The following is a 21,599-nucleotide window of genomic DNA, read 5'->3' on the forward strand; positions in this document are numbered from 1 at the left end:
TTACTATGTATATTATCTGTTGACGCATATGAAGCGCATTGCCGTCCGCTCCTGATCGGCGATGATAACGCTGCCGAAAGCGGGAATGCTTACAAGATCAATGCCCACAGGTGCAAGATACCCTCTTGCTATGGCAATGGACTTGACGGCCTGATTGACCGCACCTGCTCCTACCGCCTGAACCTCAACCTCGCCGCTTGTGCGCATAACGCTTGCAATAGCGCCTGCAACAGAGCTGGGAGACGAATTTGCAGATACCCTCAATACTTCCATATCCGTAACCTCCAAATTTATCTTTATATAGCTTGATTATACACTATAAAAGCCGCTTTTGCAATACTCCCGCCGAATTTATGACGGTTTACCTAATCATTAAACGTTTAATACTGTGCATTTTGCCGCATTTTTCATCTATGGTCATAAGCACGCCGCAGAAAAACGGAGGATTATCCGACTCGGTAAAACGCACGGGACACTTGAAGCGCTGCTTTTCAATGGCAAGCTCGCTCTTTACACCCAGCACGGAAAGCTCTGCGCCGCACATTCCCGCATCGGTGATGTATCCTGTGTGGTCATTAAGTATTATCTCGTCGGCGGTCTGCACATGGGTATGTGTGCCTATGACGGCGGACACTTTGCCTGCCAGATAGAAGCCCATGGCTTTCTTTTCCGAGGTGGCTTCCGCATGGAAATCCACAAGGATATTGGGGGTGTGGATATCCTCAAGGAGCCTGTCGATGCACTCGAAGGGGTTGTTCAGCGGCTCCATGAACGCTGTGCCCATAAGGTTTACGACTGCAAAGCTGTACGCACCCATATCAAGCACGCATACGCCGTGGCCTGCCACGCCGTCGGGATAATTGGCAGGGCGCAGCAGATTTTCCTTGATATCGTAATACTCGGTGAACTCCTTGCGCCTGAAGCAATGGTTTCCTGTGGTGATAACGTCCGCAAAGCTGAATATCTGCTCCATGGAACGCTTGGTGATGCCGTTTCCGTCGGCGGAATTTTCGCCGTTTACTATAACTATGTCTATTTTCTCCTTGCCCTTGAGCCGCCTTACGGTGTCCTCGGCAAAATCGCAGCCCCTGCTGCCTACAATGTCTCCTGCAAATAATACGTTTATCATTTCATTACTTCTTTCGTATAATAAGTGCTTACCTTTTCAAGCATTTCTCCGAACTCCCTGCGGATATTTTCGGGAGCCATTATCTGCGCTCCTGCGCCGAACTGGAAAAGCCAGCCGTAAAAGGCAGCGCCTGTTTTTACCTTTGTGTTTACTGTAAATCTGCCGTTTCCGTCGGGTATCATTATGATATCCGTGCCGAATTTGTCGATAACGGCGTTGACAAGCCTTTCGTCAAAGCTGAGCTTTACTGTGCTTTCGGCTCCGCTGAACATGGAAAAGCTGGTGTTGGCATATTCCGCAAGGTCGAAATCCTCGGGCATGGGCACTGACTTTTCATCGGTCATCTGCACGCCTTCCATGCGGTCCACACGGAAGTTGGAAAGGTCTCCGCCGTATTTTTCGTAGTGCGCCACAAGATAATAGTTGCCGTCATTCCATGTCAGGGCATAGGGGGAGCAAACTCTTGCACCCTCACGGTACTTTTTCTTCTTGTCAACAGTATAGTCAAAATAGCGGAATTTTATCTGCCTGCCCTCGTCTATAGCCTGAGAAATCACGTCGATGTTGATGTATATCATCTCGTTGCCGGATTTTACACGGTTGGCAACATACACACGGCGGTTTATCTCCTGCCCCCTGAACCTGCCTGCCAGAGCTTCCAGCTTTTTGAGAAGCGAGCGTGATTTTTTCTCGGTGATGAACCGTGCGGAGCTTACCGAATCCGCAAGGAGCTTCAGCTCTGGTATCTCGAAGCGGCGCTGACCAAGATAATATCTGGCGGAGCGCTTTGAGCGGTCGGTGATGATATCCATGCCGAACTGGGTGAGCAGAGCGATATCCTCGGCTGCCACCTTTCGGGAGGAATTTATCTCGTACTTGCTGAGCCTGTCGCAAATGTCGTAGATGGTGAGCATATGCTCCTCATCGGTCTCTTCCTCGAATATTTTTGCCATATACAAAAGCTTCAGCTTCTGATTTATGCCTGCTGCTTTTGGCACAGCCACCCCGCCTTTCGTGATAATGTCAGGAATATTATAGCATACTGCACAAAATAATTCAAGGGGAAAGATGTATTGCTGTCTGCCAATTCGGCGTTAACATTAGGCTGTTTGCTTGACATTCATTGACGCAAATGCTATAATGAAAAAGTATAATCTGTAATTATGCCATTTTGAGGCATGAACGGAGAAGTTTAATATGGTTGATATCCTCATGGCGGTATATAACGGCGAAAAATTTGTTGCGGAGCAGATAGACTCTATCCTCGCCCAGTCGGAAACGGACTGGCACCTTATTATCTGCGACGATATGTCAAAAGACCGCTCCTTTGAAATAATAAGCGGCTATGCCCAAAAATATCCCGACAAAATATCCGCACACAAAAATGCTGTGCCCACAGGCTCGGCTCAGGCAAATTTTATGTCCATGCTCCAATATGCTCAGTCGGAATATGTCATGTTCTCCGACCAGGACGATTTCTGGGAGAAAGACAAGGTAAAGCTCACACTTGCAAAGATGAAGGAGCTGGAAGCCAAAAACGGCAATATTCCTCTCCTTGTTCACACGGAGCTTGCCATTGCTGACGGTGAGCTTAACATCACCCACAGCAGGTTCACGGTGTTTCAGGGGCTTGACCCAAAAGCCAACACCCTTAACAGGCTGGCGGCGCAGAACAATGTTACGGGCTGCACCGCTATGATGAACCGTCCGCTGCTGGAGCTTGTAAAGGGCATTGACGCCAAAAATATGCTTATGCACGACTGGTGGTTCGCCATGGCTGCAGCGGCATTCGGAAAGATCGGCTTTGTTGATACCCCTACCATCAGGTACCGCCAGCACGGGAACAATCAGCTGGGGGCGGTGAACAACAGGAGCCTTGCGGGAGCGGCAAAGATAGTCTCCCAGCGTATGAAAACCAAAAAAAGGGTCAGCATAACCTATACACAGGCAAAAAATTTCCTTGACACCTACAGGGACATTCTTCCCGATGAGGCAAGGAAATGCCTGGAAATATACACCGATATCCCAAATCACAACAAGCTTGGCAGGATTTATCTGCTGATAAAACACGGATTTTTAAAGCAGAATTTTCTCACCGCCGCAGGTCAGCTGGTTTTCTGTTGAACAGCAAACCGTTTTTGTTAAGCAAAAAATTTCTGTTAACCTGTGCCGATAATATGAAAGGACGATACGAATGAAAGGCATAATCCTCGCAGGCGGATCGGGCACAAGGCTCTATCCCCTTACAATGATAACCTCAAAGCAGCTCCTTCCCATCTACGACAAGCCAATGATATATTACCCCCTTTCCACCCTTATGCTGGCGGGAATAAGAGACATACTTATCATATCCACCCCCACCGACCTCCCCAACTTTGAAAAGCTGCTGGGTGACGGTTCAAGCTACGGAATAAGGCTCAGCTACAAGGTACAGCCCTCTCCCGACGGTCTTGCTCAGGCGTTCATTCTGGGCGAGGAGTTCATTGGGGACGACTGCTGCGCCATGGTGCTGGGAGATAACATTTTCTACGGCAACAGCTTCGGAAAAATGCTCAAGGAAGCTGCACACAATGCAGAGGAAAATCACCGTGCCAGCGTTTTTGGCTACTTTGTGGAGGATCCCGAGCGCTTCGGCGTAGTGGAGTTCGACAAGGACGGCAAGGCTGTTTCCATTGAAGAAAAGCCCAAGGAGCCAAAGTCCAATTATGCTGTTACAGGTCTGTATTTCTACGATAACAGGGTGGTTGAATACGCCAAGAACCTGAAGCCCTCCGCCAGAGGAGAGCTTGAGATAACCGACCTTAACAGGATATTCCTTGAAAAGGGCGACCTTGACGTAAAGATTCTGGGCAGAGGCTTTGCATGGCTGGACACAGGCACAATGGACAGCCTTATTGACGCAGGCGACTTTGTTCGCATGATTGAAAAGCGTCAGGGAATAAAAATTTCCGCCATTGAGGAAATTGCTTACAAAAACGGCTGGATAACCAAAGAAAAGCTTACCGAGTCCGCCGAAAGATACGGCAAATCCTCCTACGGCGCTCACCTTTTAAACGTTGCGAAAGGAAAGTATATATACTGATGAAAGTTCTCGTTACAGGAGCAGGAGGTCAGCTGGGCAGGGAGTTTGCCGAAAACTCCGCCGTCCGCCTCAGCTCGGGGGAGTTCGATATTATCCCTCTGGGCAGAAAAGAACTGGATATTACCGACATTGAAGCGGCACGCAGCACCATGAAAAAGTACAGTCCCGATGCTGTGATAAATTGTGCAGCCATGACCAACGTTGATATGTGCGAGACCGCTCCCGAGAAAGCATACAGGATAAATGCGGAGGGCGCAAGGCTCATATGCACCGCCGCCGCTGAGGCAGGAGCGGACTTTGTTCAGCTCTCCACTGACTTTGTATTTGACGGCAAGGGCACTTCCCCCTACAGCGAGGAGGACAGCTGCTCGCCCATAAACATTTACGGGCGCTCAAAGCTTATGAGCGAGGAATATGTGCGCAGCATCACCCATAAGCACTACATCGTCCGCACCTCATGGCTTTACGGCAGATACGGCTCCAACTTCGTTACAGCCATACAGAACAAGGCACGGCGTGACGGCTCCCTTAAAGTGGTGAGCGACCAGACAGGCTGCCCCACCTGCACGGAGGAGCTTATGAGATATATCCTGCTGCTGATAAAAAGCGGCAGATACGGAACATATCACGTTTCGGGAAAGGGCTGCTGCACAAAATATGAATTCGCCTGCCACATTGTTTCGCAGGCCGGGATAGAGGCGCAGGTATCCCACTGTCTCACCTCCGATTACCCAAGCCCCGCAGCACGTCCGACATATTCCGTGCTGGACATATCAAAAGCAGAAAAAGTCACGGGACTTTCGTCACCCGACTGGAAGACCGTTTTTGACAATTACTACAGAATATAAGGAAGGAAAAGAATATGACCATTATCGTAACAGGCGGAGCAGGCTTTATAGGCTCCAACTTCATTTTCCATATGCTGAAAAAATATCCCGACTACAGGATAATCTGCCTTGACTGCCTTACCTATGCGGGCAATCTTTCCACGCTCAAAAGCGTTATGGACAACCCAAATTTCCGCTTTGTAAAGGCATCTATCACCGACAGAGAGGCTGTTTTCAAGCTTTTTGAGGAGGAACACCCCGACATTGTGGTGAACTTCGCTGCTGAGAGCCATGTTGACCGCTCTATCGAAAATCCCGGCGTGTTCCTTGAAACAAACATCATGGGCACACAGACTATGATGGACGCCTGCCGCAAGTACGGCATCAAGCGCTATCATCAGGTCTCCACAGACGAGGTTTACGGCGATCTTCCCCTTGACCGCCCCGACCTTTTCTTCACCGAAGAGACACCTATCCACACATCAAGCCCCTACAGCGCATCAAAGGCTTCCGCCGATCTGCTGGTAATGGCATATCACCGCACCTTCGGACTGCCTGCCACCATTTCACGCTGCTCCAACAACTACGGCCCCTATCACTTCCCCGAGAAGCTTATCCCTCTGATGATCGCAAACGCTCTGGCTGACAAGCCTCTGCCCGTTTACGGCACAGGCGAGAATGTACGTGACTGGCTTTATGTCGAGGATCACTGCAAGGCTATCGACCTTATTATCCACAACGGCAGAGTGGGCGAGGTATATAACATCGGCGGCCATAACGAGATGAAGAACATCGACATTGTTAAGATAATCTGCCGTGAGCTTGGCAAGCCCGAGAGCCTTATCACCTACGTTGCCGACAGAAAGGGTCACGATATGCGCTACGCTATCGACCCCACAAAGATACACAATGAGCTGGGCTGGCTCCCCGAAACAAAGTTCGAGGACGGCATCAAAAAGACCATTCAGTGGTACCTTGACAACAAGGACTGGTGGGAAGAGATAATCTCCGGCGAGTATCAGAACTACTACGAAAAAATGTACGGCAACAGGCAGTGAGGTGCAAAAAATGGGAAAGTTTACTTTTATTGAAACAGGCATCAAAGACCTTTACGTTATCGAGCCTACTGTATTCGGCGATAACAGAGGCTATTTCATGGAGACATACAACGACGAGTTCAAGCCTTATATAAAGCATCTGGACGGCACTCCCGCCGAATTTGTGCAGGATAATCAGTCAAAGTCCAAAAAGGGTGTACTGAGAGGTCTGCACTTCCAGAAGCAGAACCCTCAGGGCAAGCTGGTAAGATGCCTGGAGGGCGAGGTTTATGACGTGGCTGTTGACCTGAGAAAGGACAGCGAGACCTACGGCAAGTGGTACGGTGTTCTTCTCTCTGAGGAAAACAAGAAGCAGTTCTATCTCCCCGAGGGCTTTGCTCACGGCTTTGTGGTTCTTACCGACACTGCCACATTTGCTTACAAGTGCACACGGCTCTATGACCCCACCGACGAGGGCGGCATCATGTGGAACGACCCCGACATCGGCGTTGACTGGAATATCCCCGCAGATATGGAAATACTTCTCAGCGAAAAGGACAAGAAAAATCCCCGTTTTGCTGACCTGGGCTTTTCATTTTAACGGAGGCTCCGAATGCTGAAAGCTTATTTTCAGACCTTTAAAAAATATAAGGACCTGATAGTATATCTGGCAAAGAACCAGATATCCCTGCGGTACAGGAAATCCTATCTGGGTATGCTGTGGAGCCTGCTCAATCCCCTGCTCACCATGATAGTTCTTACCATGGTTTTTTCCACAATATTCAAGAACCAGATAGAGAACTTCCCCATATACCTGATGTGCGGCAGGCTCTTTTATGACTATAACTCGGAAGCCACAAAGACATCTCTTAACTCGGTGGTGTCAAACTCGTCACTGATAAAGAAAATATACATTCCTAAGTACGTTTTCCCCCTTTCAAGCTCCATTGCGGCGCTGGTGAATATGTTCTTCTCGCTGCTGGCGCTGATAATCGTTATGTTCTGCACTCATCTGCCCCTGCGGTGGACTATGCTGCTCTTCTGGCTGCCGATGGTGTATGTGTTCGTGTTCTCCACGGGACTGGGACTTGTTCTCTCGGCAATAAACGTATTTTTCAGGGATATCAAGCACCTTTACGGCGTTCTGCTCACAATGTGGCTGTACCTTACGCCTATATTCTACCCCTTTGAGTCTGTGCCCGAAATGGTGCAGAACATAATCCGTCTCAATCCTCTTTATCATTATATTGAGATGTTCAGAGGGCTTATAATATACGGCACTCTCCCCACTCTGCGGGAAAATCTTCTCTGCGGCGGCATGGGCATAGGCATTCTGCTTATCGGCGTGCTGTTCTTCAAGAAGACTCAGGATAGATTTATTCTTCACATATAAGGAGCTTTTCATGGGAAAAGATACTGTTATTGATGTTGACAGCGTTTCCATGGTCTTCAACATCAGCAAGGAAAAGATAGACAGCATAAAGGAATACGCCATAAAAATATTGAAGCATCAGCTCATGTACACCGAGTTCACCGCCCTGAACAACGTAAGCTTCAGCATAAGCAGAGGTGAGGTGGTGGGACTTGTGGGTCTTAACGGCTCCGGCAAGAGCACAATGCTTAAAATAATTGCAGGCGTTATGAAGCCCACCTCGGGAAAGGTAAGCGTAAAGGGCACTGTTGCCCCCCTTATCGAAGTCGGCGCAGGCTTCAACGGCGACCTGAGCGGCAGGGAGAATATCTTCCTCAACGGCTATCTGCTGGGATTTTCTCAGGACTACATCAACGAACATATGCAGGAGATAATCGAATTCTCCGAGCTGGGAGATTTCATTGACGTGCCCCTGAAAAACTATTCCTCAGGCATGAAGGCCCGTCTGGGCTTTTCCATTGCCACCACCGTCAAGCCCGAGATACTCATTGTTGACGAGGTGCTGGCGGTAGGCGACTACAAATTCCAGGAGAAATGCCAGAAGCGTATTTCCGACATGATGGCAAACAACACCACGGTGCTTTTTGTCTCCCACTCGATAAATCAGGTAAGAAACCTTTGTACACGGTGCGTATGGCTTGAAAAGGGCAATCTTGTAATGGACGGCCCTACCGACAAGGTATGCGACGCCTATATGAAAAAATAAGCGATGAAAGGATATCTGTAAATATGGAAAACAGCAGACAGCTAAAGGTCCTGGTAACAGGCGCAGGCGGCTATATCGGAAGGTTTGCAGTCAATGCGCTTATGAAAAGGAACTGCTACGTAATTGCGGCTGATATTCGTCCCATCGAAGGCTGCACCGCTTCGGAGCAGATAGTATGCGACATTTTCTCGGGCGATAAGGATATTTTCGCAAAGCTCGGCTCACCCGATGTTCTTCTCCATATGGCATGGCTGGACGGCTTTAAGCACAACAGCCCACGCCACATAGAATATCTCCCCAAGCATATGGAATTTCTCAGGAATATGCTGGACGGCGGTCTAAAGCAGGCTGCGGTAATGGGAACCATGCACGAGGCAGGCTATCACGAGGGTATGATAGATGAAAACACACCCTGCAATCCCCTGAGCTATTACGGCATTGCAAAGAATGCCCTCAGGCAGGCTATGGCGGTGCTTTTCAAGGATCATCCCGACGCTGTGATGCAGTGGCTGAGAGCTTACTACATCATCGGCGACGATATCCACGGCAACTCCATCTTCTCAAAGATATGCCAGGCGGAAGCTGACGGCAAGGAGACTTTCCCCTTCACATCGGGCAAGAACAAGTATGACTTTATCACCATTGAGGGGCTTGCCGACCAGATAAGCGCTGCCGTTACTCAGAGCGAGGTAACGGGCATCATCAACTGCTGCTCGGGTAAGCCTGTAGCCCTCGCCGACAAGGTGGAGGAATTCATCAAAGAGCATAACTTCAAGATAAAGCTGAACTACGGTGCATTCCCCGACCGTCCATACGATTCACCCGCTGTATGGGGCAGCAGGGAAAAGATAGACATAATACTGAAAAACTGCGGAGAACTTTGATCTGCAAAGCTTGAAAGGAAATTACTGCAAATGAAACGTGCCTGTATCCTGTTCTTTTACGACAAAGACGGCATCGCCGATGAATACAACTTCTACAATCTGAAAGAGCTGCGCACAGTATGCGACTATATTCTTGTGGTCATAAACGGCAAGCTGGCTCCCGAAAGCAGAGACCGCCTTGCGGACGTATGCGATGATATGTTCGTAAGAAAAAACGAGGGCTTTGACGCCTGGGCTTACAAGGACGGCATCGAATATATCGGTTATGACGGGCTGAAGGAATATGACGAGCTTATCCTTACAAACAACACTGTATATGGTCCTCTGCGCCCTCTGAAAGAGCTTTTTGCCGAGGTTGAAAACGTGAGCTGCGACTTCTGGGGACTGCAGATGAGCTACGGCGACCCGGAAGAAAAGGTGTATCTGAACAGGACGCTTCCCTGGGGCTGCCGTCCCGACGCTATAATCAGCAATTTCCGTGTTATCCGCAGCAAATGCCTGCACAGCATTGAATTTGCAAGATACTGGCAGGAGCTTGCACCCGTAAACAACTATACCGACGCTGTTTACATCGGCGAGCTGCAGTTTTCCTATGATATGACCAATGCGGGCTTTGTTTCCTATTCCCTCGACAGGGGCGAGTACAGGGGAGCAAGCCCCTCTCCTACTATCCATAACGCTTATGACCAGATAAGCAGGCTGAAAATTCCTTATTTCAGAAAGAGGATATTCAGCAGCCCTCTCAGCCATTACACCGACTGCATGAACAGCACTGAGCCTGCAAAGGTACTGGCATACGTTAAGGATCACACCGATTATGACACGGATATGATTTGGGAGAACCTTATCAGAACTGTAAACCAGTACGATCTTCACCATATGCTGGGGCTTACAGAGATACTTCCGTATGACCGCAGCAGCCATGTGACAAACAGCAGGATAGCTGTTATTTTCCACGCCTATTACACGGATATTTTCACAAAATATATTCCCTACCTTGAAAGCTTCCCCGCAGGCACGGATATCTATTTCACAGTAGGCTCCGAGGAAAAGGAAAAGCTTTTCAGGGAAATGACTGCGGAGCTTTCCAAAAAATACAAGATAACCTTTATCCCCATTGAAAACACGGGAAGAGACGTTTCCGCTCTGCTTATCGGCGGCAGGGACGTTATCCTGAACGGCGGATATGACTATATATGCTTTATGCACGACAAAAAGGGCATCGGCGCAAGGGGCAGCTACGAATGTGTAGGCTCTGCTTTTTCCGAGACCTGCTTTGACAACACGGCTATTACCTCCGACTATGTAAACAACGTTATTGAGCTTTTTGACACTGACCCACACCTTGGCATCGCTTCTCCTCCTCCACCGACCCATGCCGCATATTTCCGCTTTGCTGACGGCGACTGGGGCGAAAATTATGAGATGGTATGCGACCTTGTGAAAAAGTACGGCTTCAATGTGCCCATAGCCCAAAACAAGCCGCCTGTGGCACCTCTGGGAACAGTCTTCTGGTTCAGGGCAAAGGCTATGGAGAAGCTTGCAAAGATAAACTGGAAGTATTCCGACTTTCCCACTGAGCCCGCTCCCCCTGACGGTTCTTTAATGAACGCCATTGAGCGTCTGTATTCCATTGCCGTGCAGGACGCAGGCTATTATCCCGCTACCATAATGAACAGGCAGTATGCCGCATCGGAATTTGCATTTTACAGCCAGACGATGAAAAAATATCATCAGCTGCTTTCACCCGCAGTGGGCTGGGCGCCCAGCTCCACCGCATTCATAAGCGCCTGCCGCTCCTTTGACGGCACTTTCGGAGAAGTCAAAAAGGCAAAAGGTCTGCGTGAGCCGAAAACAACAAGCGGAAAGATATTCGTCCGCCTGAGCCGCTCACGGTTCAAGGACGTTGCCAAAGCCATACTCCCCCACGGCTTATGGGAGGCTATGCGCAAAAAGAAGTGCGAACAGATCGGAGAAAAATACTACAGGATATGATGAAAGGACAATCACAAGATGATAATCCCCTTTATTTTTAATATGTCCACCTACTCGGAAGCGCCATATACTTGGTTTTTCTTTAAGGGTCTGGATATGGCAAAGCATCACGACTGGCCTATAATGGGTCAGGAGATATATGTAAAGTCATCTCTCAAGGATTTTATCAAAATGGGCGAGCGTGCCGCATATGACGCTGATTTTATAAAAGAGCATCTCTGGTATGAAACTCCCCACAGCAAGGATTTCAAGCATTTCAAGGGCTATGCCGTGAATAAAAAGATAATCGACGATCTGGTAAAGGAGACAGGCTCATATCTTGACGCTTATCTGCACATTCTCCGTGCGCCCTATGAGCCGCTTGTGGAGGATATCACAAGGCAGATCGAGGACATAAAGGCAAATTACAGCGAGCCTATCGAGGCTTTCTGCGTGCTGAGCGCAAATCCCAGCCTTTCCGCAGCGGCGGCAAAGTTCAATATCCCCGTGCTTCATTATGAAATGGGCTGCTTCAGAGAGCCTGTTTATATGAAGACCGCTTTTATGGACACCCGGAGCCTGCACGGCGGCAACACCACGGAAGTAAGATTCAAGAAATTTCAGTCCGAGATGAAGGGCTACAGGAACATAATGTCCCCAAAGGAGCTGCTGGCACTGCTGCTGCGCCCCGAAAAAATGGATATGCTGGATAAGTACGGCACAAGGCCCGAGGTAAGATGCGGCGCTGCGCTGGGCTATGCGGTGGTGGAAATATTTCAGGCGCAGTCGGGCTTTAACGACAGCGAGCTGCTGTACAGGCTGGCTCGTAAGTACGGCACCAACAATATGCTCATAAGAATGCACCCCTTTGACCCATACGGCGCTAAATATCCCAAGTATTCAATGTGCGTGGACAAAAAGGATCATTCCACCATTGACTTTATACTTTCCTGCGAGGAGATATTCTCCATAGGCTCAAACGTTTGCGTAGAGGCCATGTTCTGGGGCAGAAAGGCTCACACCATGGTAAAAAGCCCCTCCTATTACGGCTCTGCCCACACGGTGGAGGAAAAGGCTCCCGAGGTTGACCCCATGTATCTGAATTTCTTTGCAATGAACTATCTTATCCCATTCAAGTTCATGATGGACCCCGAATATATCCGCTGGAGGCTTTCAGACCCTTCCGAAAAGGAGATATTTGAAAAGCATCTGGCTGTTCATCTTGCAAACAAAAAGCTGGATATGTCCGTAATGGATCTTCCTGCTTCAAAAAGGCTGAAAGCTTTTAAGGAAGCGAAAGCAGTCTATTAAAAACAAACGGAGGACATAAATAAATGCTTTTTTCATCGCCCATATTCCTGTTTGCATTCCTGCCCGTAACACTGGCAGGATATTATCTGCTGGACAGAAAATTCAAGAACATCTTCCTGCTGATAATGTCCCTTATCTTCTATGCCTGGGGCGAACCTAAGTTCATTTTCATAATGCTCATATCCATTATGGCAAACTGGCTTTTCGGTCTGGCTGTGGATAAATTCAGGGACAACAAGCGTGCGGCTCACGGATATCTTACCCTTATGGTGCTGTGGAACGTGTCGATCTTCTTTGTTTACAAGTATCTGAATTTTACCATAACCAACGTGAATGCGCTGTTCGGCACCACATTCCCGCTGACAAAATTCGTGCTGCCCATAGGCATATCTTTCTTTACCTTTCAGGCGATGTCATATGTTATTGACGTTTACAGGGGCAACGGCTCTGTGCAGAAAAATCCCCTTAACGTGGCGCTGTACATCACTTTCTTCCCTCAGCTCATTGCAGGCCCTATTGTAAGATATGAGACGGTGGCTAATGAGATAAAAAACAGGAAAGAAACTCTCGATGATTTTTCGCTGGGCATAAAGCGGTTCATCTACGGCCTTTCAAAAAAGCTTATACTTTCAAATCTGGCGGCGGCAGCGGCGGACAAGGCTTTCGAGCTGACCGATTATTCGGGCGTATCCGCAGCAATGGCGTGGTTCTGCGCCCTTTGCTACTCGCTCCAGATACTTTTTGATTTCTCGGGCTATTCCGATATGGCAATAGGTCTGGGACTTATGTTCGGCTTTCATTTTGATGAAAACTTCAATTATCCCTACTGCTCGGCTTCCGTTTCCGAGTTCTGGAGAAGATGGCACATCTCTCTGGGAACATGGTTCAGGGACTATGTATATTTCCCTCTGGGCGGTTCAAGAGTAAGCTCCAAGGGCAGACTGGTGTTCAACCTCTTTGTGGTATGGATGCTCACAGGAATATGGCACGGCGCAAGCTGGAACTATGTGGCATGGGGCTTTTTCTACTTTGTGCTCCTTACCTTTGAAAAGCTTACGGGAATACCCAAAAAGCTTGCTCACACATGGCAGAGGGTGCTGTACCGCATATTTACTCTGTTGTGCGTAATGTTCGGCTGGGTAGTTTTCCGTGCGCCGGGACTTAAAATGGGTCTTTCCTATATCCGCTCCATGTTCTGCCTTAACGGCAACGCCTTTGCGGACACAGCATCGCTGAACCTTATAGGCAGCTATGCACTTGTTGCGGTGCTTGGCATCGTCTTCTGTATGCCCGTTGCAGGCTTTGTAAGGAAAAAGATACCCGAAAATCCCAAGGCACAGCTGGCGGCAGAGATATGCACAAGGGTCATCTGCCTTGTACTGCTGGCAATATCCTGCTCATTTGCGGTAAGCAGCAGCTACAATCCTTTCATTTACTTTAATTTCTAAGGGGGAGATATTATGAATAAAAAGCTTAATATAATATTTACCTCCGCATTCTGCGCCGCACTTGTGATACCTGTTATTTCGCTGAATTACGGAAAGCTTACCTCCGACACCGAAAACAGAACGCTGGCGGCATTTCCGAGCGCTCTGGACGAAGACAGGAAGTTCAACAAGGAATTTTTCTATGAGCTGGCTGACTGGTTCGAGGATCATCTGGGCTTCCGTGACGATATGATGAAAGTCTATTCAAATATCATGGTAAACGGCTTCGGTCTCAGCTCTTCCGAAAGAGTGGTTTTCGGCAAGGACGGCTGGATGTTCTACACTCCCGACCATAACCTTGAGCTGGTAAAGGGCGGCTATCCCCTTGACGACAAGATGCTTGAGACTATCGCCCACAATCAGCAGAGGATAAACGACTACTACAAGTCCATGGGCAAGGAATATTTTCTTGTTATCACCCCAAGCAAGGCGACTGTATATCCCGAATATATGGCAGACGGCGACTACACTGTTGGAACTACCGCCGCAGATATCCTTACCGATTATATAAAGGCAAACACCGATGTAAAGGTGATAAACGTAAAAGACGGACTTATCCCTGCAAAGGAAGCGGGGCAGCTTTACTTAAAGACCGACACCCACTGGAACCAGTTTGGTTCATATAACGCTTACAGCTATATTCTTTCGCAGATGAAAGAATATGGCTGTGATTACGGAGAGCCTGTCAGCGTAACATTCGGTCAGGGCGAATATCAGGGAGAATTTTCCGCAATGCTGGGAAGCCCCGATGTTCTGAAGCCCGAAAAAACGCCTGTGGCAGAGTGGGAAAAATCATCTGAGGAAGTGGCTGAGGGCAGCGTTTATGCCGCTATGAACAGCGTGGTATCTTCAACTTCCGAGATGAATGCTAAGGCATATCCCCCTGCGTATTTTGTGAACGACAGCCTTCCTGAAAGCAGAAAGCTGTATATCTACGGCGACAGCCAGTGGGCGGCTCACAGAAATATGCCCACTTACCTGTGCGAAAACTTCTCAGAGGTAATGAGCACGAGAATACGTTCCGTAAATTACGCTGCCGACAGTGCGTATGACCCTGATGTGGTAATTTTCGGATGCAGCGAGCGTTTTATAGACTCTGTTCTCACCCTTTCGCCAAAGATCCCTGCCGAAAGCTATACCGACAGCGGCGAATATGACGGCTTTGCCACTCTTCCCGCCCAGACCTCAGATGAATGGATAGGCAGCAATGGTATGTGGATAGAAGATCAGGCGGAGGGCAACACGATCTCGCTCAGCAAGGCAAAATCCTATATGGATATGCTGCAGATATCGGGCTGGGCGGCTGATTTTGAATCAAACACACCTCTTACCGACCTTATTGCAGAGGTAAACGGCAAAAAATACCGCTGTTCATACGGCTTTGAGAAAAAGGGCGTTGCTGACAAGTTCGGCGATGGGCTGCTGCGAACCGGCTTTACCCTGTGGATACCGGACGGCATAAGCGCCGGGGACAAGATAACCTTTACCATGGTAAACAGCGGCACGCAGGCGGTTTATGAGCCTGTGACCTACGAATTTACGGAATAATGGAGATAAAAATGGCTGAAAAAAGACTGGGAATTTTCCTGTTCTACGATAAAGACGGCGTTGCCGACAGATATGTCGAATATATGCTGAAAGATATCCGCCCCTGCCTTGACAGGCTCATTGTGATTGCCAACGGCAAGGCGGACGAAAATGCTGTAAAGATGTTTGAGAGCATTGCCGACAAGGTGGTAATCCGTGAAAACAAGGGCTTTGACATCGGCGCATGGCAGCAGGGCATAACTGAGATATGCGGCAGAGAGGAGCTTGCAAAATACGACTCCCTCACCCTTTTCAACGACTCTTTTTTCGGCCCCTTTTACCCCTTTGCAGACATTTACAAAGAGATGGAGAGCCGCAGCAAGGACTACTGGGGACTGAGCGTTCACGGCGAAGCCAACGGCTCGGGACTGTGCCCCTACGGCTACCGCCCCAGATATATACAGACCTATTTCATGGTATTTGAGAAAGATCTGCTTCACAGCGAGGATTTTTTCAGCTTCTGGGAAAAGCTGCCCGAATTTAAAAGCTACAACGAGCTGGCGGAAAAATTCGTGGCGGTAATGACAATGCACTTCTCCGACCTGGGCTATGAGTGGGACGTTCTCTGCGACACCTCCGACTTAGAGGGCGAGCGCAGCAAGAATTTTGACCAGCACACCTTTAACATCTATGAGATGGTGGCAAACAGGCGCTTCCCGATTATAAAAAGGCGCTCTTTCCACACGGACAGGGCGGTATATCTGCAGTATTCCAACGGCTCGGAGCTGTTCAGGGCGCTGGAATATATTGAAAAGAACTACGATTATGACATCTCACTGATATTTGAGCATCTGCTGAGGCTTTATGAGCCTGAGACGCTGAAAAACTCCCTTTGTCTCGATTATGTGCTTCCCGACATTGGCAGCACTGAGCTGAAAAAAGGTGAAAGCGCTGTGATAGCTCATCTGGTATATGATGATATGTTTGAAAGGTACGGGCATTATCTCAAAAATATCCCTGCTGAGACGGATATAATCATCACCACCAACACCCCCGAAAAGGAAGCACGGCTGAAAGAGCTTTACGGAGATATAGCTTCAGTGCGGCTTGTGACCAACCGAGGACGGGATATGTCCGCACTGCTGGTTGGGTGCAGGGATATTCTGATGAAGTACGAATTTCTCTGCTTCGTTCACGACAAGAAAAGCTCGCAGAAGGAATTTGCTTCCGTGGGCGCTGAGTTTGACCGCCTGAACTGGGAAAATATGCTCCACAGCGAGGGGTATATAAGGAACATTATAGGACTGTTCAAGGCACACAGCTACCTTGGAATGCTCTCACCTTTCGGCGTTGACCACGGCTCATATTTTTATTCCAGCGTTGACTACTGGACAGTGTGCTATGACGTTTCCTGCGCTCTCGCACAGCGCATAGGCATAAAAACTCCCGCAAAGGACAAGCAGCCCCTTGCTATAGGCACCTGCTTCTGGTGCAGGGCAAGCGCAATGAGGGCGCTTTTTGAAAATGACTTCACATATGAGGATTTCCCTGCCGAGCCTGCTGACGGCGACGGCACGTTCAGCCACGCTGTTGAGCGGCTTCTCCCCTATGCGGCCGCAAACAAGGGCTGCGTTACGGGCTGGGTATATAACACGGAATACGCTCGCACGGAGCTTACAAACCTGCGGTACATGACCAACAGCACTGCAAAGGCGCTGTCAAAATACTCGACGGTAAGCTTTGCAAACTTCCGCAGCTATATCTCATCGCTGGGAAAGCTTTTGGGAAGCTCCGCCACACAGCTTTCCATGGGCGAACGTGCAAAGAAAGCCAAAAAGAAAAATGAACTGCGGCTGAAGCTCAGGAACATGACCCCTGAATTTGCTCTGAAAATTTACCGCAGGATAAAGTACAGATAAAACCGAAAGCCGAAAGGACACATATGGCCGCTGATAATTTTGAAGCTCTGCTTGAATATGCTTTTGCAAACTGCCCAAAGGGCGAGGAAAACTCATGGGCATATAATGCTTCATGCTCTGCTCTGGCGGAAGAGCTTTGCACGGAAGCGGGCAATGCGGCTCAGCTGTTATCGGGGGAATATGAAAATATTCTTGAAATAAACGGTCATTACGGCGCATTTACGGTGGTTCTGGCGAAAAAATGCCGCAGGCTTGTAACTGCAGACAAAAGCGAAGCCTGCCGCAGGCTTATAAAGCTCCGCTGCCCCGAAGCTGAGGTCACGTGCGATATCCCCGATGAAAAATTTGACCTTATCTGGATAAACGGCGCTGATGATGCGCTTGAAAGCTCTCCTGCAGAAATGTTCCGCAGCCTGAAAAACAGGCTCACGGACAATGGCGGGATGATAATGCTGCTGCCAAACGGAAAGGGAAGCGGCGGTTATGACCCAATCAAAACGGCGGAAGATATCGCTTCCGTAAGCGAAGCAAGCGCATATGTGCAGATAATATATCCATACCCCAAGCTTAAAGGGGCTATGTTTTTCTTTTCGGAAAAGCGGCTGCCAAAGGAAAGCGAGCTGTATTTTGACCCTGTGCTTTGCGGCAAGGGCGCTGTTCTTGACGGTCGCCGATTTGCGGACTTTTTCATGCTTATGATACGACGTGAAAAGCCCGAGAGCGAATGTATTTTCAGCAAAATGTCGTTTTCACGGAAACCGCAGTTTCGCATAAGGACGGATATCATTGAAGAGGGCGGAAAGCTTTATGCCGAAAAAACAGCTCTGCCTGAAAGCATAGAGCACGTAAACAGGCTCATGCGCTCATACAATGAGCTGTCGGGCATATTCTCAAAGGGCATTATTTCCATTGATCGCTGCGAAAAAATATCCGAAGGACGTGTCAGGTTCGATTTTGAAGAGGGCAGGGAGCTTTTTGACATCATTGCGGAGGAAATGGTCAATGATGAAAAAGCCTGCGAACACATTTACCGCTTTGCGGAAAATCTGAAAGCAAGGGCGACGAAGAAATTCCATTTCACCGAGGATTTTTACAAAGTGTTCGGAAAAGGGCTTAAATGCGCTGATTTTTACACCATGCCCTACACGGATATCGACCTGTGCTTTGACAACATTATCGTGAACGGCGGTCAGGCTGTGACGGATTACGAGTTCTGCACCGATTTCCCCGTTCCCGTGGATTTTGTGATCTTCCGCTCGGTGTTCTATCTTTTCAGGAAAATGCAGAACGGAAGTGCCGAAACGGAAGAAAAGGTTTATGCTCATCTTGGGATCGACAGGCACATTGACGCTTTCAGGCGCATGGAATACAACTTCCAGAAGCACATCACAGGGGGCAGCACATATTTTTCCGATGTTATGGCAAGGTGCAGGGAAAATGACTATCCCCCCGAAAAGGCTCTGAAAGTGCTGAAAAGTATCGGCAGGAAAGCCATAAAATGAAAAATTTGCCGAATATTGCGTATTATTTTCTATCCCCATTATGTTGACAGAAAACGCAAAAAGGTGTATTATTATATTGAGTATATGTGTTTTTTCGTATAAATGAAAATAATATAGATATAGACTTACTGATAGAAGATAGGAAAGGTGGCCATATAAATGAGCTTAAAGGATAACTTCAACCAGGCCGTCAAAGACTTTCTGAAAAAAGACGGCATGGTGGGCGATGACCCTTTCAAAGGCTCCGTAAATACAACTCAGGAAGACCCCTCCCGCAGCCGGAACAGCTACGGAACTTCATATTCGGACAACCTGCGTGCCGCCGCAAGCAGCTACAGGCAGGACCCCTTTGCTGAAAATGACTTTGACGCTCCCGAGGACACTCCTGCGGGTACATATGTTCCCCCAAGGCAGCCCTCCGGCGGATATACTCCTCCCACAGGCAACTCGTTCAGAGGCGGCAGACCTCCCGAAACGCCCTATTATGAGACTGAGGAGACCACTATCATCTCCCGCAACACTCGCATCAGCGGTGACATAAGCTCTTTTGCCAACGTGAACGTTGAAGGAAGCGTTCAGGGCGATATCAGGCTCACAAAGAATATTTCCGTCTCGGGCAAGGTGGTAGGCAACATCGAGTGCAACAATGCCGTTATGGCTGGCGCTCAGATGCAGGGCTGCATCACCTCCAAGGGACAGGTGCAGATGGATCACGACAGCGTTCTGCTGGGTAATATTGACACCCAGTACCTTGACCTTAACGGCAGGATAAAGGGAAATGTGGAGGTCGGCGGCAAGGCTGAGTTCAAAAACGACGCAGTTATTGTTGGCGACATCACCGCTTCCACCATCTCCGTTATCGACGGAGCCGTTATCAAGGGCTATGTAAACACGACATTCATGCAGGAAAGCACCACAAACGTGTTCCCCGACGCAATCGTAGTAGGCGAATAATTTATCTCGGCGCAATTCTCTTTGAAAGGACTGTTCTTCAATGCCTCAGAATGACATTCTGAATAATAATGGTACAAATTTCGACGACTTTGAGCTTCCCCCTCTCCCCAAGCGCCCCGCAAAGAATATCGACGGCACCGACGCCGATTCAGCTAAGACTGTAAAGCCTGTGGTAAGCGTGGGCGTAGCTGATAACGAGCTTCCTCCGCTTCCCGAAAAGGCTGTAGATAACTCTCTGGACGCTATAACCGATATCCCCGACAACAATGAGCTTCCTCCCCTCCCCGAAAAGACTGTGGATAACTCTCTTGATGCCATAAGCAATATCCCCGAGGCTTCTCTCCCCGATGCGGACGAAAAGAAGCACGAAGTGGACAAGGTAGAGGAAATAGACCTGTCAGGCGATGATTTTGAGCTTCCTCCAATGCCCGAGCGCCCCAAGCCCGAGACTGAGAATGAAGAAGAGATCCAGATATATGACACAAAGGCTGAAGAGGCTGCCGAAAAGGCAAAGGCAGATGAGGAAAAGTTCGTCTTTGAAGACGATTACGACGCTGATCTTGACCATATAAGCACCGACAGCATTATCCTTGAGGATCTTACCGATCACGTTGCGCCTATCCGCACAAGAGAAGAGGAAAGCGCAAGGAACATCAAGGAAAAGATAAAAATGGACGACCTGGAAATGGAAATGGGTCCCGCTCCTATTCTGGAAGATCTGAGCGATGAATATGCCGCTCCCCAGAAAAAGGCTGAGTCGCTGGTTGACAGAGATCAGCTTGACAGCGACGAGAAGCGTGTGCTCAAGCAGCGCCTTGAAGAAGACCTGAGCAAGCGCCCCGAGAACTTCAACGCCCGTGCCAGCAAGAATATGTACAACCGCCTTATGGAAGAAAAGAAGCTGAAGATTGCAAAGAAGGGCTTCGGCATCTCGCTTATCCCCATTGCAATGGGGCTCGGCTCCGCAGTTATCTCCGCAATATTCCTTAACTGGGGTTCGTATCTGTTCTTCCAGTACGTGGCTGTGTTTATGATAGTTGGCGCACTTATGCTGTTTATAAAGTCAAAGCACGTAAAAATGCTCTCCATAGCAATGTATGCGGTAAGCCTGCTGCTTTATGTAGGCGTGGGACTGGGACTTTACGTTGTAAAGGGCAATAACGACATAATCCATCTGGTAACATCTGTACTCGCTTCCGGACTGAACATTGTGTCTATTGTTATACTTACAAAGAGCGAAGCGGTAAATACATATTATTCCAGCGATTTTAAAAAGAAATAATGTCATATAAGCACGAAAAAGCCCGAGAGATGATCTCGGGCTTTTTTGTTGGGAAAATGCAACAAATTATATGTTAATGAATTAAATGATAGCTCAAAATTTTACGGACGATATAGCCAATCCCCACCGCAGAGCCAAGCAAAACGAACAGCAGATACTCGATATGTAAACGCCAGACCGCAAATGAGCGGGGCGGCGGTGAAAGGGGTTAAACAAAGCCAGATAAAGGAGACAAACAGAACAGTTAAAGCCGAACTGTAAAAGCGGGCTTAGTTGGGGTGAGGGGGTAGGGAAGAGATGAGTGCTTGCCTTTTACAAGGCATGAAGAAACCGTAGGGGAGATATGTGCCGACTGCGGCACGAGGGAATGCCCGCTTTTGTTGGGTTTTGGTTTCCCCCCGCTCCCATTAGGTGTCTCCTTTGCATTCGGTACGGACTTTATAAAAATGAAAAGTGTATTTGTCCGTACCTGCGGCAACAGCGACCAGATGGCTCTGCCCTCAGTGGACTTCCTAAACCCTTTACCTTGTGCTTATTTGTGCTGTT

Annotated in this window: 19 protein-coding genes; 16 read left to right on the plus strand and 3 right to left on the minus strand. The window is 48.6% G+C overall.

The genetic code is table 11. The features are described 5' to 3' along the window. Positions 1 to 12: 12 nt before the first annotated feature. The 3 genes from OCV68_RS09605 to OCV68_RS09615 form a co-directional block, all read right to left on the minus strand. Entirely contained in the window at positions 13 to 273 is a 261-nt protein-coding gene (locus OCV68_RS09605; protein ID WP_022475306.1) for a stage V sporulation protein S, read from the minus strand. Positions 274 to 361: 88 nt separating this feature from the next. Next, positions 362 to 1,129 (minus strand): TIGR00282 family metallophosphoesterase, encoded by a 768-nt coding sequence (locus OCV68_RS09610; protein ID WP_022475307.1) that lies wholly within the window; start codon positions 1,127 to 1,129, stop codon positions 362 to 364. Further along, entirely contained in the window at positions 1,126 to 2,127 is a 1,002-nt protein-coding gene (locus OCV68_RS09615) for a helix-turn-helix transcriptional regulator (protein ID WP_022475308.1), read from the minus strand. Before OCV68_RS09615 ends, OCV68_RS09610 begins: the two co-directional genes overlap by 4 nt. Before the next feature lie 199 nt (positions 2,128 to 2,326). Here OCV68_RS09615 and OCV68_RS09620 point away from each other — a divergent pair, with 199 nt between their 5' ends. The 16 genes from OCV68_RS09620 to OCV68_RS09695 all read left to right on the plus strand — a co-directional run bounded on the left by OCV68_RS09620 (position 2,327) and on the right by OCV68_RS09695 (position 21,053). Then, entirely contained in the window at positions 2,327 to 3,253 is a 927-nt protein-coding gene (locus OCV68_RS09620; protein WP_262572241.1) for a glycosyltransferase family 2 protein, read from the plus strand. A gap of 70 nt (positions 3,254 to 3,323) precedes the next feature. After that, the gene (rfbA, locus tag OCV68_RS09625) at positions 3,324 to 4,211 is read left to right on the plus strand and encodes a glucose-1-phosphate thymidylyltransferase RfbA (protein WP_022475310.1); all 888 of its coding nucleotides are present in this window, start codon (positions 3,324 to 3,326) and stop codon (positions 4,209 to 4,211) included. Beyond that, complete coding sequence (rfbD, locus tag OCV68_RS09630) at positions 4,211 to 5,059, plus strand: dTDP-4-dehydrorhamnose reductase (RefSeq protein ID WP_022475311.1); 849 nt, start codon at positions 4,211 to 4,213, stop codon at positions 5,057 to 5,059. Before rfbA ends, rfbD begins: the two co-directional genes overlap by 1 nt. 14 nt (positions 5,060 to 5,073) lie before the next feature. Continuing rightward, positions 5,074 to 6,096, plus strand: a complete 1,023-nt coding sequence (gene rfbB, locus OCV68_RS09635) for a dTDP-glucose 4,6-dehydratase (protein ID WP_022475312.1) — start codon at positions 5,074 to 5,076, stop codon at positions 6,094 to 6,096. A gap of 10 nt (positions 6,097 to 6,106) precedes the next feature. Then, on the plus strand, positions 6,107 to 6,676 hold the full coding sequence (gene rfbC, locus OCV68_RS09640) for a dTDP-4-dehydrorhamnose 3,5-epimerase (RefSeq protein ID WP_022475313.1): 570 nt from the start codon (positions 6,107 to 6,109) through the stop codon (positions 6,674 to 6,676). Between the two features lie 12 nt (positions 6,677 to 6,688). Then, on the plus strand, positions 6,689 to 7,468 hold the full coding sequence (locus OCV68_RS09645; RefSeq protein ID WP_022475314.1) for an ABC transporter permease: 780 nt from the start codon (positions 6,689 to 6,691) through the stop codon (positions 7,466 to 7,468). A gap of 10 nt (positions 7,469 to 7,478) precedes the next feature. Continuing rightward, complete coding sequence (locus OCV68_RS09650; protein WP_022475315.1) at positions 7,479 to 8,213, plus strand: ABC transporter ATP-binding protein; 735 nt, start codon at positions 7,479 to 7,481, stop codon at positions 8,211 to 8,213. Positions 8,214 to 8,236: 23 nt separating this feature from the next. Beyond that, positions 8,237 to 9,097 (plus strand): NAD-dependent epimerase/dehydratase family protein, encoded by an 861-nt coding sequence (locus tag OCV68_RS09655; RefSeq protein WP_262572244.1) that lies wholly within the window; start codon positions 8,237 to 8,239, stop codon positions 9,095 to 9,097. A 30-nt stretch (positions 9,098 to 9,127) separates the two neighbouring features. Next, positions 9,128 to 11,092, plus strand: a complete 1,965-nt coding sequence (locus tag OCV68_RS09660; protein ID WP_262572247.1) for a rhamnan synthesis F family protein — start codon at positions 9,128 to 9,130, stop codon at positions 11,090 to 11,092. 18 nt (positions 11,093 to 11,110) lie between these two features. Next, positions 11,111 to 12,382, plus strand: coding sequence for a GT99 family glycosyltransferase N-terminal domain-containing protein (locus OCV68_RS09665; RefSeq protein WP_262572249.1), 1,272 nt, complete (start codon positions 11,111 to 11,113; stop codon positions 12,380 to 12,382). A gap of 23 nt (positions 12,383 to 12,405) precedes the next feature. Further along, on the plus strand, positions 12,406 to 13,830 hold the full coding sequence (locus OCV68_RS09670) for an MBOAT family O-acyltransferase (protein WP_262572250.1): 1,425 nt from the start codon (positions 12,406 to 12,408) through the stop codon (positions 13,828 to 13,830). 12 nt (positions 13,831 to 13,842) lie between these two features. Then, positions 13,843 to 15,417 (plus strand): alginate O-acetyltransferase AlgX-related protein, encoded by a 1,575-nt coding sequence (locus tag OCV68_RS09675; RefSeq protein WP_262572253.1) that lies wholly within the window; start codon positions 13,843 to 13,845, stop codon positions 15,415 to 15,417. An 11-nt stretch (positions 15,418 to 15,428) separates the two neighbouring features. Beyond that, the gene (locus OCV68_RS09680; protein WP_262572255.1) at positions 15,429 to 17,315 is read left to right on the plus strand and encodes a rhamnan synthesis F family protein; all 1,887 of its coding nucleotides are present in this window, start codon (positions 15,429 to 15,431) and stop codon (positions 17,313 to 17,315) included. Positions 17,316 to 17,338: 23 nt separating this feature from the next. Further along, positions 17,339 to 18,817, plus strand: a complete 1,479-nt coding sequence (locus OCV68_RS09685) for a class I SAM-dependent methyltransferase (RefSeq protein WP_262572257.1) — start codon at positions 17,339 to 17,341, stop codon at positions 18,815 to 18,817. Between the two features lie 159 nt (positions 18,818 to 18,976). Then, positions 18,977 to 19,771, plus strand: a complete 795-nt coding sequence (locus tag OCV68_RS09690; protein WP_147622113.1) for a bactofilin family protein — start codon at positions 18,977 to 18,979, stop codon at positions 19,769 to 19,771. A gap of 40 nt (positions 19,772 to 19,811) precedes the next feature. Continuing rightward, positions 19,812 to 21,053 (plus strand): hypothetical protein, encoded by a 1,242-nt coding sequence (locus OCV68_RS09695; RefSeq protein ID WP_262572259.1) that lies wholly within the window; start codon positions 19,812 to 19,814, stop codon positions 21,051 to 21,053. Positions 21,054 to 21,599 lie beyond the last annotated feature (546 nt).

The organism is Huintestinicola butyrica (assembly GCF_025567215.1).
GTDB classification, from domain to species: Bacteria; Bacillota; Clostridia; order Oscillospirales; family Ruminococcaceae; genus Huintestinicola; species Huintestinicola butyrica.